Source organism: Flammeovirga agarivorans (assembly GCF_012641475.1).
In the GTDB taxonomy this organism is placed as follows: Bacteria; Bacteroidota; Bacteroidia; order Cytophagales; family Flammeovirgaceae; genus Flammeovirga; species Flammeovirga agarivorans.
In genome coordinates this window covers 636,198-653,500 of the sequence record NZ_JABAIL010000002.1, presented here as the reverse complement: position 1 = coordinate 653,500, position 17,303 = coordinate 636,198, and the positions used below count along the sequence as shown (strand labels likewise).

Genomic DNA, 17,303 nt, shown 5'->3' with positions numbered 1-17,303 from the left:
TAACGTTTCAATAGCAAAAATAGTACTCAATTAAAACGCATTAACGGAACAAGATTTGTTAGTAATAGAAAAGAACAGAGGTTTACGCGGTTACACTATTATCATTATATCAATTTAACTAGCAGAAATTGACAGTAATGAGTAAATTTTAGAACTATTTTAAGTAAAGTACCGTATAAGTCTTATTAGTTTAGATAACAATTGTTAATTTATCAAGAGTTAGGTTATAACTAGTACTCTATTATTGGGATCATTAATATGATGAACAAAGAAAATATATTAAATATTTCATTAAGGTATTTAATAGTCTTTTTTACTGCAGTTTTCTTCTTTTTTGATTTAGAATCTCATGCACAGGAAGTGGTCGAAGGAGCGACATATTCACCGAGTTCACTTTCTCAGGAAGCAGTTTCAGTTAAAAGCGAATTATTTCCAACTAGCTCTGCAGAAGTAGGAGATACAACATTTACGATTTATGGAGATGCTTCTATTCCTTTTAAAATTTATTTTGTGAATGGAGCAGAGTATGACAACATCTTCAACCCCAATCCAACGGGGATAATATTGAATGGCAGAGAATTTAATTTCTTCTGTTCAATGGAAAAATCTATTAGACAAAATTACTCTAACGTTTTAGAGGCAAAAGAATTCGATTATTTAGGTAAATCTTATTTAATGCTGATCTCTTTTAGAGAAGATTGTTTAGGAGAAAATTGTAGATATCGTTGTTACAACGTTTTTGACATTACAGATAGAAATTCAATCCGTCAGACATCGTTCTCGAGTTTATTCCAAGGAACTGATAGTTTTGGTGACTTTAATAATGATGGTAAGCTAGATTTTGTTCGTGTGGCTCCTAAGCCTCCGAAAGATCATGTAGCTGGAGAGCCAGTAATTAATTATTTAGTTACAGCTTATACCATGAGAAGAGGTTTACCAAAACAACTTACGGATCAAGGAAATACATATTACCTATATGTAAAAGGAGATGAAGAAGCTACTTCGTTTTCTGTATTACAGGCATATTGGTTCTTCAATATCAAAGACTTTGAAGGAAAAGATGCTGAACCTACTACGTATTTTGCCGAGTACATCTCATTTGACCCAATGTACCGTTATTTATATAATCCTAACGGTGTGCGTATTGAGAAAAATAGATGGTCTGTCTTAATTACAGATGTGGGTGATTTAGAATCTGCTCAGGAGCAATGTCAAATTGTGAGGGAGTACGATATCGAGGATGTATATATCATGATTGATCAATACAGTGGAGATATCACTTATCAAGTATTTGCTGGAAATTTTGTAAGTAAGGAAGCTGCTGAAGCCTACCAAAGAAAATTAAATCAATATGGGGTAGATGGACAGCTTACTGATTTCTTAAATTCATATTAGTCTGGTAAATAACTGTACCGCTTATACTATTTTTTTATTTATTCAGTTGTATCATAAAAGGCATAAATTTTTCAAGCTTTTTATACAATAGAAAAAGAGTTCTTCAACATTAGAAATCTATGAAACTATCTAAATTTCATATCATCTTAAAGTTAGTTTGCTCCTTGTTAGTAGTGAGTCCTGCATTTTCACAAAGTGCTGCAGACTATTTAGAGAAAGCAGATTTTTTATTAGCAAACAACCGTTACAACGAGGCTTTGGATATGTTGGATCAAGCAATTAATGCTAGTCCAAATGATGGGAGTATTTACTTCAAAAAGGCAAACACATATTTAGCAGTTACAAAGTTTGGTGATGCGATCCAAACACTTGAAGCTTGTGTGAAAGCAGATCCAGGATTCTTTAGAGCTTATGAGATGTTGGGCGATTTATATTCTCAACGTAAGCAGCCAATTAAAGCTGTAGAGTTCTATGATTTGGCTTATCAAAAAGATGGAGCAATTGAGCAAAAATATCTATACAAATTAAAAATATTAGATATTCTTGATCAAGCAAATAGACACAGGTTCTCCAAAAAACATATTGATGACGTAAGAAAATTAAACCTTACAGAATCATTTGACTTAGACTATTATGAGTCGATGTATTGGAATGAAATGGGTCATCCTGAGAAAGCGGAAGAACTAATGGCTAATATCATTGGTGATATTGAACCTTTATCGGGTAACGAAAGATACTATTATCAGTACGTTTGGGCTTTGTTTGAGCAAGCTAAGTATGCTGAAGCAAAAGAGTGGATGGACAAGATTACTACAAGCGAAGCAGAATCTATGTTTATGATCTTCCAAGAGGATTACTACTTTAATTTAGCACAAACTTACTTTACTGTTATGGATTATGAAAAGTCGCAACATATGATTGACGTGACTTTAGGAATTAATTCATCTTATATAGAGGCCTTCGATTTACAAAAGCAGTTGGCTGCTATCAGAACTGATAAAACAAAAGTAATTGCTGCTCAAGATAGAGCTTTAATGGCTGAGAAAGACGTTAAAAAGCGTTCTGCTAAGTTGTTAGATTTAGCGACACTGAACTATCAAGCAATGGACTATGCAACAGCATATATTCATATGGAAGAGTTCCAAAAAGCATTGCCTCAAAATGAAAGAAACATTAATGTGATTTTCATGAAGACAATGTGTGAAAAGAACCTTAGTGAAATCGGAGTAGCTACAGAGAAATTAAAGAAGGTAATTCATAATCCTACTATTAATCCTCCAACAAAAGCGAAATACAATTTTGCAATTGCATTGGTTTACAAAGAAATTGGAGATTATAAAACTTCAGAGAGTTTCTTAAAAGCGGCATATGGCGGTTCATTTAAGAATGCAGTTCGATATGAGTTTGCAGATATTCAGAAGTTAAAAGATATCAAGGAGTTGGAAGCTTTAAATAAATAAAGTTCCAGACTTTTAAGAAAGGCCATCTCAATTCAATGAGGTGGCCTTTTTTTGTAGTGATATTTCTTATGGATTGATATTAAAATATAGATAATATACTCTTCAATTTTAATCAATTCATCTATTATGTTAGAACTTCAATTAAAACAATTTGGTAGCTTACTAAGAAAATCAAAATTATCCCTAATAGGGTTGTCAATTTTAAATATACTGATGATTTCTCTTGAGAATGGAGACTTATCAGAGAAGGTTATTTCTACTCTATTAAGCATTTTATACATAGTAGTTGCTTTACGGATGGGAAATCACCCGAAAGCATCATTGGTATTTTTGGTGATAGTACATCTACTATTTAATTCTTTTCTATTAAGTGTAGATGTAAGTTACTTTATTCAACAATGTGTTGGAACAGGGGTAGAGTTATTCGTCATCATATATTTTATTAAAAAAATTAACGCAATTGAACTATCAATTGTGTCCTTGGAGAAAATTTAATCTTATATAAATTCGTAATATTGAAAGAGTCACTTCCCTAAAGAAGTGGCTCTTTTATTTTTTTTGAAAAAAAATGAATTTATCAGGTGACATTTTAATGATTAGGAAATAAGTAAGTGAAAATAAAAACTCAATCATTAAAAAGTTTACAACAATGAAAAAAGCTTTATATCTATTCATCACTTTAATTACATTAAGCTTCTCAAATCTTTACGCTCAAGCTCCTGCAAATGGGGGAGGAAACTTTAAAGGTCCTGGTACTTTAAATATTGGTTTAACCACTGGTTTCTCAAATAATACCATAGGTTTTATGGCCGATTATGAAATTGCTCAGTTAGGGAGGGATTTTACAGTAGGTGCATTTGTTGATTATCAATCTTGGTCTGGAGACGGAAGTACTTTTGGTGCTGGTGCTAGATTTAGATGGTATGCAGATAGAGTATTAAATATTACGAATCCAAAATGGGATGTATATGCTGTGGGTGATATTGGATTTGATTTTGGTCATGCCAATCAATTACACTGGGGTATTGGTGTAGGTGCTAAGTATCATATCTCAGATAAAATCGGTATTCAAGGTAATATTGGATCTGGAGCACAGATCGGTATTAGTTTAGGTTTGTAATAAATAAAAAGGCCTCTGAGTAATTTCAGAGGCCTTTTTGTATCTATTACATATTTCTTCTGTATTGCCCACCAACTTCAAATAAAGCGGAGGTGATTTGCCCAAGAGAACAATATTTAGTGGCTTCCATTAAGGCTGCAAAAGTATTATTCTGATTTAAGGCATCTTCACAGAGCTTCCCAAGTGCTTTTTTACCATTACTCTCTAAAACTTGATGTAATTGTTCGAGCGCATGGATTTGCCCATTTTTTTCTTCTTTAGTAGATCTAATTACTTCATCAGGGATCACTGTTGGTGATCCATTTTTTGATAAGAAAGTATTTACACCAATGATAGGGAAATCTCCATTATGCTTCAATGTTTCATAGTATAGAGATTCCTCTTGGATTTTAGAGCGTTGGTACATTGTTTCCATGGCTCCAAGTACACCACCTCTTTCAGTAATTCTATCAAATTCAGCCATTACCGCTTCTTCAACTAAGTCAGTAAGCTCTTCAATGATAAAAGCACCTTGAATAGGATTTTCATTTTTGGTTAATCCCAACTCCTTGTTGATAATCAACTGAATAGCAACGGCTCTTCTAACGGATTCTTCTGTTGGTGTGGTAATCGCCTCATCATATGCATTTGTATGTAGTGAATTACAGTTGTCATAAATAGCATATAAAGCCTGAAGAGTGGTTCTGATATCATTAAAAGCAATTTCTTGAGCATGTAATGATCTACCAGAAGTTTGAATGTGGTACTTTAACTTTTGTGATCGATCACTTGCTTTGTATTTGTACTTTAATGCTTTTGCCCAAATTTTCCTGGCTACTCTACCTATTACGGCATATTCTGGATCGACTCCATTTGAGAAGAAGAATGAGAAGTTTGGAGCGAAATCATCAATCTTCATTCCTCTATTTAAATAGTATTCTATAAAGGTGAATCCATTTGCTAAGGTAAATGCCAATTGAGATATTGGGTTGGCTCCAGCTTCAGCAATATGATACCCTGAGATCGATACAGAATAGAAGTTTTTAATACTTTGATTAGTGAAATACTCTTGCATATCACCCATCAAACGTAAAGAAAACTCCGTTGAGAAAATACAAGTGTTTTGTGCTTGATCTTCTTTTAGAATGTCTGCTTGAACCGTACCTCTTACTTTCTGTATTGTGGCTTTCTTTATTTCCTCATAGACATCAGTTGGAAGTACTTGGTCTCCGGTGACACCTAAAAGCATTAATCCTAATCCATTGTGATTTTTTGGAAGTTCACCTCTATATTTTGGAGCTGTTGATCCTTGGTAGATTTCGTCAATTTTATTCTGAACATCTTTTTCAAGACCTTTTTCCTTAATATATAGCTCACATTGTTGATCAATGGCAGCATTCATAAAGAAAGCTGTCATAGCAGCAGCTGGCCCATTGATCGTCATAGATACAGATGTAGAAGGAGCACAAAGGTCAAAACCTGAATATAACCTTTTTGCATCATCTAAACTGGAGACGTTAACACCTGAATTGCCAATTTTACCATAAATGTCAGGTCTGAACGCAGGATCTTCACCGTATAAAGTGACCGAATCGAATGCTGTAGATAGTCGAGCAGCAGGTTGCCCTTCAGATAAATAATGGAATCTTCTGTTGGTACGTTCTGGGTTTCCTTCTCCTGCAAACATTCTAGTAGGATCTTCACCTTTTCTTTTGAAAGGGAATACACCGGCAGTATAAGGAAATTCTCCAGGTACATTTTCCTGCATTGACCATTTTACAATATCACCCCACCCTTTATACTTTGGTAAAGTCACTTTCGATATTTTATTACCAGACAATGTAGTTGATTTTGTATCCACATAGATATCTTTTCCTCTTACCTGATAAGTGAAAACATCACTAGCATAATTGTCAACTTTTTCTTTCCAACCTTCAATAATATCTAAAACTTCATGGTTGGTCTGCTTTTTAATATCTTCAAAAGCTTTTTGAAGTACACCTTTAGTTTGGTTGTCATGATCTACAACTTCAATCGCTTTTTGAAGTCCATAGAGCTTATCCGCTAATTCAGCTTGTTCGTCTACTGAAGCATTATAATTTCTGATTACCTCAGAGATTTCAGACAAGTACCTTACTCTTGAAGGAGGGATAATGTGAATTCTATTTCCTTCAATGTTATTTTCAACTTTTGATAAAGCAAGATCTTTCTTCTTTGCGTTAATTAGCTCAATTAATTTGTTGTAGAGTTGATTGACTCCTGTATCATTAAATTGAGAGGCCATTGTACCAAATACCGGTGTATCATCATCTGGTAATTCAAATAAGTTGTGGTTTCTACGGTATTGTTTTGCAACATCTCTCAGTGCATCTTGTGCACCTTTCTTATCAAACTTATTTAAAGCAATAACATCGGCATAATCCAGCATGTCAATCTTTTCTAATTGAGTTGCTGCGCCATATTCGGGAGTCATCACATATAATGAGACATCACTAAAGTCAATAATTTCAGTGCCCGACTGACCGATACCTGATGTTTCTAGAATAATCAAGTCGAACCCAGCGACCTTAACAAGGTTCAATACTTCTTGAATATGTTGTGATAAAGCGATATGTGCCTGTCTTGTTGCTAAAGAACGCATATACACTCTACCATTGGAAATAGCATTCATTCGAATTCTATCACCTAGTAGTGCTCCTCCAGTTTTTCTTTTGGAAGGGTCGACAGATATAATCGCAACTTGTCGATCATCAGATGAAAGGAGAAATCTTCTAATTAACTCATCTACTAATGAAGATTTACCAGCACCGCCTGTCCCAGTAATACCAAGGACTGGAGTAGTAATATATTCTGCTTTTTTAGCAAGATCACTTAAAAACTCTTGATGATTACTTTTGAAGTTTTCAATAGCAGAAATAACTCTACCAAGGTTTTTATGAGACTTCTTGTCAATATTTAGAGACTCCTTCTGTATATTTTTTCCAGTAGGAAAATCACATTGTATTAAAATGTCATTGATCATTCCCTGAAGGCCTAGTTTTCTTCCGTCATCAGGTGAATATATTCTATTGATACCGTATTGGTGGAGTTCTTCAATTTCAGTAGGTAAAATAGTACCTCCACCACCTCCGTAGATACCAATGGTGTCAGCTCCTCTCTCTTTCAGTAAATCATAGATGTATTTGAAATACTCTAAGTGCCCTCCTTGGTAGGAAGTGATTGCAATACCTTGTACGTCTTCTTGAATAGCACAATCTACAATCTCTTGAGCAGATCGGTTGTGACCAAGGTGAATGATTTCAGCGCCAGTTGACTGCATGATTCGACGCATGATGTTAATAGACGCATCATGTCCGTCGAATAAAGAACCAGCCGTTACTAACCTTATTTTATGTTTAGGTTGATACGGTTGACTCGAATTCATTTGTGAAGTCATTTTAGTGTGTTTAATGTTTAAGTGTTTATGATGTGTGTAATTCTAATGTAACCGAGAACCTATCATGGGTCTCATTGATGGTTAATATGTGTTTGTTTTTATACTGCAAGGTGAGACGTTTTTTTACATTCTCCAAACCAATACCGCCTTCTTTGTCTTTGCTTATTTTTCTTGAAGGTTTTGAATTGGAAACATTGAACAGTATAGTATTGTTTTTTTCGGTTTCTAATGAAATACTGATCCATCCATTTTGCTCATCTTCGATATGACTATGTTTGAAAGCATTTTCTATGAAAGGAGCAAAGAGTAGTGGAGCTATTTGTAAGTGATGTGATGAAATATTGATATCATATTTAACTCTTTCTTGTAGAGTGTCATCTTTCAATAAATGTAATGATATGAAATTTTGCAAATACTCAACTTCTTTTGATAAAGGAACAGTTTCAGTCCCAGTATGGTACAACATGTATCGTAACATGTCTGATAGTTGGAGTACTACATCAGGTGTTTTGTCAGATTTTAAGAAGGATAATGAATAGATATTATTGAGTACATTAAATAAGAAATGAGGATTGACTTGAGATTTTAGAAAACTCATTTCGGATTTTACCTTTTCTTCTCTTAATAATGTTGCTTCATTTTCTTTTTTTAAACTATATACTGTCATTCTATAGGCAGTACTTAATAATGCAACTACACTAAATAAGATGAAGTTGTAGAGTGATTCGAAAATTTTTGGAGGTGTAAAGAATCTTTTTGCTCTGTTTTCACCTCTCATTCGATTTCTATTGTATTGATTCTGTTCCTCTTCGGGAGCATCAAATGGAAACAATCTTTCAGATTTCGCTTCAACTCTCCAAGAATCCATTACTCTTTTTTCGCTTCTATTGTATAAGGTGGCAATGCTTAAAGTAATTATGAATAATGCAGCCCCATAAAATAGATACTTCTTTTTTAGTAAAAGTGATGGTATTAAAAATTTTAAATTGACCTGCCATAGTATGATTTGAGCTCCAATTAGAAGACCTGCTTTGATAAGTGCATAGGTGTGTCCGAACCTCTGATCAAAAAAGTTGAAGGTTAAAAAAAAGTAGGCTATCACTAAAAGGAATTGCCATACTTGGTCTTGTTTGATGTTATACTTCGACAAAAAACTCATACTGTAATAATCCTAATTATCTATAAAGATATAATTATTTATTCAATGAAAATCTAGTAAAGTGATAGTGAAAATGGTAAATGTTGTTATATATTAATAATCGCATAAACGAATTAAGAGGTTTATTAAAAATGAAACTTAAGTCATTTTTTCATTCCAAAATTGCAAACATTTATTAAATTCGCACATTGGAACAAAAAAATGCTCAATTGAGAGTTAATTACTTTATATAATTAGCTAGCGTAACAACAAATTTCAGCAATAGGTAGCATTACGTGTGTTTCCTTATCATCACATAAGTTAAAAGACATGACAAAAGCGAAAATTATCTACACCAAAACAGACGAGGCTCCAGCTTTAGCCACTTACTCTTTCTTGCCAATCGTAAAAGCATTTACAGGCGTTGCAGGAGTTGAAGTAGAAACTAAAGACATTTCCTTGACTGGACGTATTTTAGCGAATTTCCCAGAACAATTAACTGATGAGCAAAAAATCGGTGATGCTTTAACAGAGCTTGGAGAATTAGCAAAAACTCCAGAAGCTAACATCATCAAGCTTCCAAATATTTCTGCTTCTATTCCTCAATTACAGGCGGCAATCAACGAATTACAAGCACAAGGTTATAATGTGCCTGATTTCCCAGCTGAGCCACAAAATGCAGAGGAAGAAGAGATTAAAGCACGTTATGCAAAAGTATTAGGATCTGCTGTAAACCCTGTTTTACGTGAAGGTAATTCAGATCGTAGAGCTCCTAAAGCTGTGAAGAACTATGCTCGTAAACATCCACATTCAATGGGTGCATGGACTTCTTCATCAAAATCACATGTTGCAAGTATGCCTGCAAACGATTTCTACGGTTCAGAGAAATCAGTTACAGTTGATAAAGCAACTGATGTGAAAATCGAATTTGTAGGTGCAGATGGATCTACAAAAGTATTGAAAGAAAAAGTAGCCTTATTAGACGGCGAAATTATAGATGCAGCTGTAATGAACATGAAAGCTTTAAAAGCGTTTATTGCAGAGCAAGTAAAAGATGCTAAAGATAGCGGTGTATTGTTCTCATTACACATGAAAGCGACAATGATGAAGGTTTCTGATCCTATCATTTTTGGTGCTGCTGTTGAAGTATTCTACAAAGATGTATTCGAAAAGTATGCTACTTTATTCGAAGAGTTAGGTATTACTGCTACTAACGGTATTGGTGATGTTTATGCTAAGATTAAAGGTCATGATAAGCAAGCTGAAGTAGAAGCAGCTCTTGCTGCAGTTTATACAGATGCTCCTGATTTAGCAATGGTTGATTCTGACAAAGGAATTACTAACCTACATGTTCCTTCAGATGTGATTATTGATGCTTCTATGCCAGCAATGATCCGTACTTCAGGTCAAATGTGGAACAAAGCTGGTCAACAACAAGATACTAAAGCTGTTATTCCAGATAGATCATATGCAGGTGTTTACCAAGCTACAATCGACTTCTGTAAAGAAAACGGTGCATTAGATCCAACAACTATGGGTTCTGTTGCTAACGTTGGTCTTATGGCTAAAAAAGCAGAAGAGTATGGTTCTCATGATAAAACTTTCCAAATGTCAACAGCAGGTACTGTTAAAGTTGTTGACGCAGCAGGTACAGTATTGATTGAGCAGGCAGTAGAAGAAGGTGATATCTTCAGAATGTGTCAAGTGAAAGATCTTCCAATTCAAGATTGGGTGAAGTTAGCTGTGAAGAGAGCAAGAGCAACACAAACTCCAGCTGTTTTCTGGTTAGATGAAAATAGAGCACATGATGCTGAGTTAATCAAAAAAGTAAATACTTACTTAAAAGATTATGATACTGAAGGTTTAGAAATCCTTATCAAAGCTCCAGTAGATGCTACTAAATTCTCACTTGAGCGTATCGTAAAAGGATTAGATACAATTTCAGTAACAGGTAACGTATTACGTGATTACCTAACAGATTTATTCCCAATTTTAGAATTAGGTACTTCTGCTAAAATGTTATCTATCGTACCATTAATGAATGGTGGTGGATTATTTGAAACAGGTGCAGGTGGATCAGCTCCTAAGCACGTTCAACAATTTGTGAAAGAAGGTTACTTAAGATGGGATTCATTAGGTGAGTTCTTAGCATTAGCCGTTTCATTAGAGCACTTAGGTGATACATTTGACAACCCTAAAGCGAAAGTTTTAGCGGAAACTTTAGATGCTGCAACGTCTAAGTTCTTAGATAATGATAAATCTCCAGCTCGTAAGATTGGTAGCATTGATAACAGAGGTTCTCACTTCTATTTAGCTTTATACTGGGCACAAGAATTAGCAGCTCAAGATAAAGATGCTGAACTTAAAGCGAAGTTTGCTGAGTTAGCAGAAACGTTAACAAGCAACGAAGCGAAAATCAATGATGAATTGATCGGTGCTCAAGGTAAAGCACAAGAGATTGGTGGCTACTACCATCCTGAGTTTGGTGCAGCTTCTAAAGCTATGCGTCCAAGCTTTACTTTAAATGATGCTTTAAATCAATTGGTATAATTACCAAGTAGATATATTAAAACAAAACCCCATCTGTACAGATGGGGTTTTGCCCTTTTATACGATTTGCTTTTTGAGAAAGAAAACTGCTCTTTTTTGAACTTATTCAAGAAATAACGGTATTGATAGATACTTTCGATATGATTATTTCGTTCTAGTCAAGATAATCGAATTGAAGTAGTAAGCTTGCATAGTTTTTGACGTCAATTTGGGTGGAAAAATTTCCTGTCTGTACGTAATAAATTTTTTAAATCTCGAAATATGAAAGAGGGTAATGTTGCTTTCTATCAAAAGATGCCTCTAGATATCTTTAAAGGTTTTGCCGATCAAATAGGTTTAGCTGGTGGAGAAGATCTGCAACAAGTATACGCTACGATCCAAGAAGATGCTGTGATCATGGAGTTGGGTTCGGGTTACGGCCGAATCATTAATTCACTTAAAGCAAATAACTTTAAAGGTAAAATTATTGCTGTTGAGATCGTTGATACATTGGTCGACATCTTAAAGCAAAATTCCTCTGATGATATTCAGGTGGTACAAGCTGATGTTTGTGCCCTAGATTGGGAAGAAGAAAGTGTAGACATCATACTTTGGATGTGGTCAGGTATTCTAGAACTTTCTGCTGATGATCAGAAATTAGCTATTGAGAAAGCTTATAAATGGTTAAAAAAAGGTGGTAGAATGATCATTGAATGTCCTTATAACGATTCGATTTCCAAGGTAGGAATGTTATCAAATGATAAAAAAATTGTCGTAGAAGAGGAGTGGGGTGTCTTAAATGCAACACTTGTAGAAGAACAAGATGTGGCTTTTTATTCATCTAAAGCGGGTTTTAAGGAGTATTCATTAGATACTTATGAAACAACAACTCAACTTACACGCGCTATCTACACTTTGATAAAGTGAATAATATAAACATCTTTAAGGTGTATTAAACTAAGGAATAATGAAGAAAATACTCTTTGTAGGTCTGTGCTTTCTCATTAGTTTATCAAATTCATATGCCCAGCGATTTGGTTATATAGATTCTCAGGTCATTATTGAACAGCTTCCTGAATATAATGAGGCTGAACAAAAACTAAAGAAACTTACAGACAAATGGTTGACGCAATTGGATGGTATGAAAGCTGAGATTGCTGATTTGGAAAGAGCTTACGCTCATGAAGAAATCCTTTTAACTCCGGAAATGAAAAAGGAGAAATTGGATAAGATTGCAGACCTTAAAAAGGAAATGCGAGAGTTCCAAACCAATCATTTTGGTTACGAAGGATTGCTTTATTCGAAACGTATGGAATATATGAAACCCCTTCAAGATAAAATCGCTCAAGCTTGCCAAACTGTGGCTCGTCAAAAAAAGCTAAATTTTATATTTGATAAGGCTTCAGATATTACATTAATCTATTCAGATCCTAAATATAATTATACTGATTTCGTTTTAGACGAACTTGGTGAGGGAGATCCTGAGGATTCTCCAAGATAATTTATATTTTTGCATCGAAACTTTCCTTAGAGTATAGTTTTACATATAAACGAAGAAATTTTTAGTAAAAAATGAAGAAAATCTTATTTGCGATTTGGTCGTTGATGATGCTGTCTTCTGTAGCTATGGCCCAACAAAAAGTGGCTTATATTAACGAGGATAGTGTGATCACCTCAATGCAAGAGTTCAAGACGCAGCAAAAGATTATCGAATCTTATGCTAAGCAGTTTCAAACTCAAATTGAGATGAAACAGAAGTCTATGCAGGAGAAGTACCAAACGCTTATGCAGGGACAACAAACAATGTCTCCTCAGCAGTTGGAAGAAGGACAGAAGGAGTTACAAGAACTTCAATTAGAAGTAGAACAACTTCAGCAAAGAGCTCAAGAAGGGATTGCTAAAAAGCAAAATGAAGCTATGGCACCTCTTATGAAAAAACTTGAAGAACATGTTGCTGCTGTCGCTAAAGAAGGAGGATACTCTGTGGTAATTGCAGAAGGCATAATGGCAAGAGTGGGAGCATTCTTGATCGATGCTAATGGTGAAGATATCACAGGTAAGGTGATTGCTAAAGTGAATGGTCAATAATCTAAGTTAATATAAAAGACTTACAAACAAGAAATTATGAAATTAAGAATTTTATTCGCATCACTTTTCGCTGTGATGTTAATGGGTTTATCTACTGAGGGTACTGCTCAAACAAAAATATTTGCTTACGCTGACCTTGATAGCGTAGTACGTTCAATTCCCGAATTTGAAACAAAAATGAAAGAATTGGAAAGCTACCAAAATCAGTTGTATGCTTCAATGCAACAACAACAGCAAGAGTTCCAAACAAAATATGCTGATTTCCAACAAAACCAACAAAACTGGTTACCAGAAATTATTCAGCAAAAAACACAAGAGTTACAGTTGTTACAAAGAAACTTACAAGAGTTTCAACAAAACGCTCAACAAAACTTACAGAAGCGTCAATTCGAAGCTTTCACTCCACTTCAAGACAGAGCTAGAGCAGCTCTTGCAGAAGTAGCAAAAGCCAAAGGTTACCAATATGTAATTCCATTAGATATGTTATTATATAACGATGGTGCTGACGATATTACTGCTTCAGTAATTGAAAAAGTAAAATAGTAGGATAACTACTAAAAAAGCCGTTGATCATTTTATGGATCAACGGCTTTTTTATTTCTTATACTTTAATATCCCATTCTAGGTAATCGGAAAGTTCCTTTTGAGCTGATAAACACTCCTTGTTGATTGCTACTGTTCCAATACCTTTTAATAATGGATCAACTGTTGTTCTCAAGGGTCTTTTGCCTTTTTCCATTTCAATCAAATCCATAATCGCCTCAGGGATAAGTTGTGGACTTGGTAAAAAGTCTTTCTCTTCACCTGGGTTTCCCCAGATATCGTTGGGAGCATTTTTTAGTTCTCCATATTCTAAAAGGCGATCCCTATCATAGGGACCACTTTGTTTTGATTCGAAACTGGTTTTAAATCCTCCAGGTTGTAATAGGATAATATCGATACCTAAAGGAGCCAATTCATAATGATAGCTTTCTGTTAATCCTTCAAGGGCAAACTTAGAAGCAGTGTAAATTCCTGAATAAGGGAATACAACTCGTCCTTGAATGCTAGAAATATTGATAATCAACCCTTCTTTTCTTTCTCTCATACTGGGGAGTACGCCTCTCATCATTCTCTGTACACCAAATACATTTACATCAAAAATTTGTTTGTATTGTTCTTCGGGAAAAGCCTCAGTCCATCCTGTACCACCAATTCCTGCGTTATTTATCAATACGTCAATTTGACCTATCTCACTTTCAATTTGGGAAATTGCGAGATTGACAGAAGTAGTGCTAGTAACATCTAATTCAATAATAAATAAAGTACCTTTTGTCTGTTTGGAAAATGCCTCTAGTTCTTTAACTATCTGAATTCCTTTTGATTTGGAGTCTCTCATCGAAGCAATCACATTGTAACCACTCTTTAAAAGAGCCTCTGTAGTAACTCTACCTAAACCACTTCCTGCTCCAGTTATTAAAATATTCATATCATTTCTCATCATGTGTTTTTCAAATATAGCTTTAAGCAAAAGCAGAAATGTTTGTTTATATCGTTTGAAGTAAGGATGACGTAGTAAGGTGTAGGAATGTGATATTGTATTTCTAATTCAAACAGTTTTATCATTTGATAATGATCAATATTATTTAATGACAATGATCAATCGTTTGTGAAGATATCTTAAATACATTTGCTGTTATTAATAATTAATCTAAATAATAATAAGCTAATACTTTGAAAACTATCTTAAGATTCAATCTGTTACTACTATTTGTAAGCACTTCTGTATTTAGTAATACCATTAAGGTAAAAGGGCATATTACATGTGGAAATGAGCATATACCTTTTGCCAATGTTTCTATTAATGATGGACAGAAAGGTGTTTATTCAGATGATCATGGACATTTCCTTATTGAGCTAGAGGAAGGAAAAACGTATACTTTTTTAATCTCTGTAGTAGGGTATAAAGACATGATTAAGGAGTTTAAACCCACTCGAAGCAATCATGATATCCATTTTAATCTATCCAAAGACTATTTAGAACTTAATGAAGTGATCGTATCGAGTAGTAGAAGATCACAAAGCAGACAAGAAACCTCAAGTGTTGTAAATGTTGTTGGAAGTGATTTTCTCATTAAAAATAACTTTAAAGTTGTAGCAGAAGGATTAAACTACATTCCAGGTACAAGAGTAGAAAGTACTTGTGGAAATTGTGGCTCATCTCAACTTAGACTAAATGGTTTAGAAGGCCCTTATACCCAAATCCTTATTGACAGTAGACCATTATTTAATGGTTTAGTAGGTGTTTATGGTTTAGAACAGATACCTGTAGCAATGATCGATCAAATAGAAGTTGTTCGTGGTGGGGGATCCGTACTTTATGGAGCTAACGCAATAGGTGGTACGGTTAATATTATCACAAAATCTCCTCAATTTAATTCTTATGAGGTGGGGACAAATTTTGGGACAATAGATGGTAAATCACATGATTATAGTGCTTATTTCAACACTTCGTTAGTCTCTAAGAATGATAAAACATCTAGCTATATCTATGGATCTTATAGAAATAGAGATGCTTGGAATGCTAACCCGAATGATATTTATTATCGATTAGATGAGGATGGAAATACAATTGGTGAGCCAATAAAAGATGACTTTTCAGAATTAACAGCAATGAAAACACTTTCATTAGGGACTAAAGTATATCATCAATTTTCAGAGTATAACAAAGTATCCATGGATGTAAAATATACTCATGATAAAAGAAGAGGAGGTAATAAGTTAGATCAACCAAAAGAAGAGGCTGATATTACTGAAGCTATCGACATGCATATTGGTACTGCGATGCTAAATCATGATTGGTATAGTAAGTCAAATAAACTTCATCTGAATAACTATTTTAGTGGACAATATGTACACAGAGATAGCTATTATGGTGCACATCAGCAAAAAGATGGATTTGGTTTGACAACTGGGAAGACGATAGTAGCCGGATCTCAGTTGAATATTAATCTTGGTAATGTCTTGAATGGGAGATCCTATTTTGTAACAGGAGTTGAGTACATCAATGACCAAATTAATGATAAGAAGCTGTCTTATTTTGATGAAGAATTAGGGAAGGTAACGGATGATGCTACAGTTTCGGATCAGATATCAAATACTTATGCTGTGTTTGCACAAAATGAATGGATGAGCAACCGATGGTCTGTATTGATAGGTGCTCGTTGGGACTTTGTTGATATAGTTGATAATCAAAACCAACAAAATAATAAAAGTGTAAATTCTATTAACCCAAGGATAAATTTAAAATACAAACTGAATGATAATATGCAGTTGAGAGGAGGATTTGCTACAGGGTTTAGAGCCCCTCAAATGTTCTCTGAAGACTTGCATATTGAAGTAACAAGTGGTCAAGGAGTACGAACACAGTTGGATCCTAACCTGAAACCAGAGTCTTCTATTTCATATAACTTAGCTTGGGATTTTGATAAGACTTTTGGTCATGTTCAGACTTACTTTTTGATAGAAGGTTTTTACACAAAAATAAAGGATCGATTTGATAACCAATATGATTATTTGGAAGATGGAACACTGATTCTCTTCAAAAGAAATTCAACATCAGATGCAGTGGTTCAAGGGGTAAACCTTGAAGGTAGAATTGCTCCTAATGAAAAATTATCTTTTCAAGCAGCTTATACTGTTCAAACCTCTATGTATGAAGAGGAGAATCAATGGGGTGATGAAGAAACTAGTACTTCAAAACATATTTTGAGAACACCGAATCAATATGGGTCACTAAGTGCAGATTATAATATTACAAGTCAATGGTCAGTTTCAATGACTGGTGTTTATACAGGTAGTATGTACGTACCTTATCTTCCTGGCGGGTTTATCGATGGGGAGCTGACAACTGATGAAGAACTTATAGATACTGAACAATTTTTCGATATGGGGATAAAGGTTTCTTATTTAACAAAGTTATCGAAATCAGCTAATATACAGATTGGAGCTGGAGTAAAGAATATATTTAATCAAATGCAGTCTACATTTGTAAGTGGTATCGATAAGGATGCTGCATTTGTATATGGCCCAATTACTCCAAGAATGTTTTACATTGATTTAAGAATTGGAAACTTATTAAATTAAGAGACCAAACAAAAAAGCCTTTCTGTTATCGAG

At 34.4% G+C, this 17,303-nt stretch carries 12 protein-coding genes; 9 read left to right on the top strand and 3 right to left on the bottom strand.

Translation table 11 applies throughout. From position 1 onward, the window contains the following. Positions 1–258 precede the first annotated feature (258 nt). The 3 genes from HGP29_RS07415 to HGP29_RS07400 all read left to right on the top strand — a co-directional run bounded on the left by HGP29_RS07415 (position 259) and on the right by HGP29_RS07400 (position 3,975). Positions 259–1,395, top strand: coding sequence for an SPOR domain-containing protein (locus HGP29_RS07415; RefSeq protein WP_168881734.1), 1,137 nt, complete (start codon positions 259–261; stop codon positions 1,393–1,395). Between the two features lie 119 nt (positions 1,396–1,514). Next, positions 1,515–2,855, top strand: coding sequence for a tetratricopeptide repeat protein (locus HGP29_RS07410; RefSeq protein WP_168881733.1), 1,341 nt, complete (start codon positions 1,515–1,517; stop codon positions 2,853–2,855). A gap of 649 nt (positions 2,856–3,504) precedes the next feature. After that, a complete protein-coding gene (locus HGP29_RS07400; protein ID WP_168881731.1) occupies positions 3,505–3,975 on the top strand; it encodes a hypothetical protein in 471 nt (156 codons plus the stop codon). 46 nt (positions 3,976–4,021) lie between these two features. Here the strand turns inward: HGP29_RS07400 and HGP29_RS07395 are convergent, their stop codons facing one another. After that, entirely contained in the window at positions 4,022–7,378 is a 3,357-nt protein-coding gene (locus tag HGP29_RS07395) for a methylmalonyl-CoA mutase family protein (RefSeq protein WP_168882089.1), read from the bottom strand. Between the two features lie 37 nt (positions 7,379–7,415). Then, positions 7,416–8,549, bottom strand: a complete 1,134-nt coding sequence (locus HGP29_RS07390; RefSeq protein ID WP_168881730.1) for a sensor histidine kinase — start codon at positions 8,547–8,549, stop codon at positions 7,416–7,418. Positions 8,550–8,858: 309 nt separating this feature from the next. On the opposite strand from HGP29_RS07390, the gene HGP29_RS07385 reads away from it, so the two are divergent. From HGP29_RS07385 to HGP29_RS07365, 5 genes are all read left to right on the top strand, one after another. After that, the gene (locus HGP29_RS07385; protein ID WP_168881729.1) at positions 8,859–11,078 is read left to right on the top strand and encodes an NADP-dependent isocitrate dehydrogenase; all 2,220 of its coding nucleotides are present in this window, start codon (positions 8,859–8,861) and stop codon (positions 11,076–11,078) included. A gap of 261 nt (positions 11,079–11,339) precedes the next feature. Continuing rightward, positions 11,340–11,984 (top strand): class I SAM-dependent methyltransferase, encoded by a 645-nt coding sequence (locus HGP29_RS07380; RefSeq protein WP_168881728.1) that lies wholly within the window; start codon positions 11,340–11,342, stop codon positions 11,982–11,984. 40 nt (positions 11,985–12,024) lie between these two features. Further along, complete coding sequence (locus tag HGP29_RS07375; RefSeq protein ID WP_168881727.1) at positions 12,025–12,558, top strand: OmpH family outer membrane protein; 534 nt, start codon at positions 12,025–12,027, stop codon at positions 12,556–12,558. A gap of 71 nt (positions 12,559–12,629) precedes the next feature. Continuing rightward, the gene (locus HGP29_RS07370) at positions 12,630–13,145 is read left to right on the top strand and encodes an OmpH family outer membrane protein (RefSeq protein WP_168881726.1); all 516 of its coding nucleotides are present in this window, start codon (positions 12,630–12,632) and stop codon (positions 13,143–13,145) included. Between the two features lie 36 nt (positions 13,146–13,181). Then, complete coding sequence (locus HGP29_RS07365) at positions 13,182–13,688, top strand: OmpH family outer membrane protein (protein WP_168881725.1); 507 nt, start codon at positions 13,182–13,184, stop codon at positions 13,686–13,688. Positions 13,689–13,746: 58 nt separating this feature from the next. Here the strand turns inward: HGP29_RS07365 and HGP29_RS07360 are convergent, their stop codons facing one another. Then, complete coding sequence (locus HGP29_RS07360) at positions 13,747–14,613, bottom strand: SDR family oxidoreductase (protein ID WP_168881724.1); 867 nt, start codon at positions 14,611–14,613, stop codon at positions 13,747–13,749. Between the two features lie 245 nt (positions 14,614–14,858). Here HGP29_RS07360 and HGP29_RS07355 point away from each other — a divergent pair, with 245 nt between their 5' ends. After that, positions 14,859–17,270 (top strand): TonB-dependent receptor, encoded by a 2,412-nt coding sequence (locus tag HGP29_RS07355; protein ID WP_168881723.1) that lies wholly within the window; start codon positions 14,859–14,861, stop codon positions 17,268–17,270. The last annotated feature ends 33 nt before the right edge of the window (positions 17,271–17,303 follow it).

What these genes read in the sequence shown, in the direction of transcription:
- HGP29_RS07415 (WP_168881734.1), top strand. Translation starts at nt 259, where the DNA reads ATGATGAACAAAGAAAATATATTAAATATTTCATTAAGGTATTTAATA.
- HGP29_RS07390 (WP_168881730.1), bottom strand. Translation starts at nt 8,549, where the DNA reads ATGAGTTTTTTGTCGAAGTATAACATCAAACAAGACCAAGTATGGCAA.
- HGP29_RS07375 (WP_168881727.1), top strand. Translation starts at nt 12,025, where the DNA reads ATGAAGAAAATACTCTTTGTAGGTCTGTGCTTTCTCATTAGTTTATCA.
- HGP29_RS07380 (WP_168881728.1), top strand. Translation starts at nt 11,340, where the DNA reads ATGAAAGAGGGTAATGTTGCTTTCTATCAAAAGATGCCTCTAGATATC.
- HGP29_RS07400 (WP_168881731.1), top strand. Translation starts at nt 3,505, where the DNA reads ATGAAAAAAGCTTTATATCTATTCATCACTTTAATTACATTAAGCTTC.
- HGP29_RS07370 (WP_168881726.1), top strand. Translation starts at nt 12,630, where the DNA reads ATGAAGAAAATCTTATTTGCGATTTGGTCGTTGATGATGCTGTCTTCT.
- HGP29_RS07365 (WP_168881725.1), top strand. Translation starts at nt 13,182, where the DNA reads ATGAAATTAAGAATTTTATTCGCATCACTTTTCGCTGTGATGTTAATG.
- HGP29_RS07360 (WP_168881724.1), bottom strand. Translation starts at nt 14,613, where the DNA reads ATGAATATTTTAATAACTGGAGCAGGAAGTGGTTTAGGTAGAGTTACT.
- HGP29_RS07385 (WP_168881729.1), top strand. Translation starts at nt 8,859, where the DNA reads ATGACAAAAGCGAAAATTATCTACACCAAAACAGACGAGGCTCCAGCT.
- HGP29_RS07395 (WP_168882089.1), bottom strand. Translation starts at nt 7,378, where the DNA reads ATGAATTCGAGTCAACCGTATCAACCTAAACATAAAATAAGGTTAGTA.
- HGP29_RS07410 (WP_168881733.1), top strand. Translation starts at nt 1,515, where the DNA reads ATGAAACTATCTAAATTTCATATCATCTTAAAGTTAGTTTGCTCCTTG.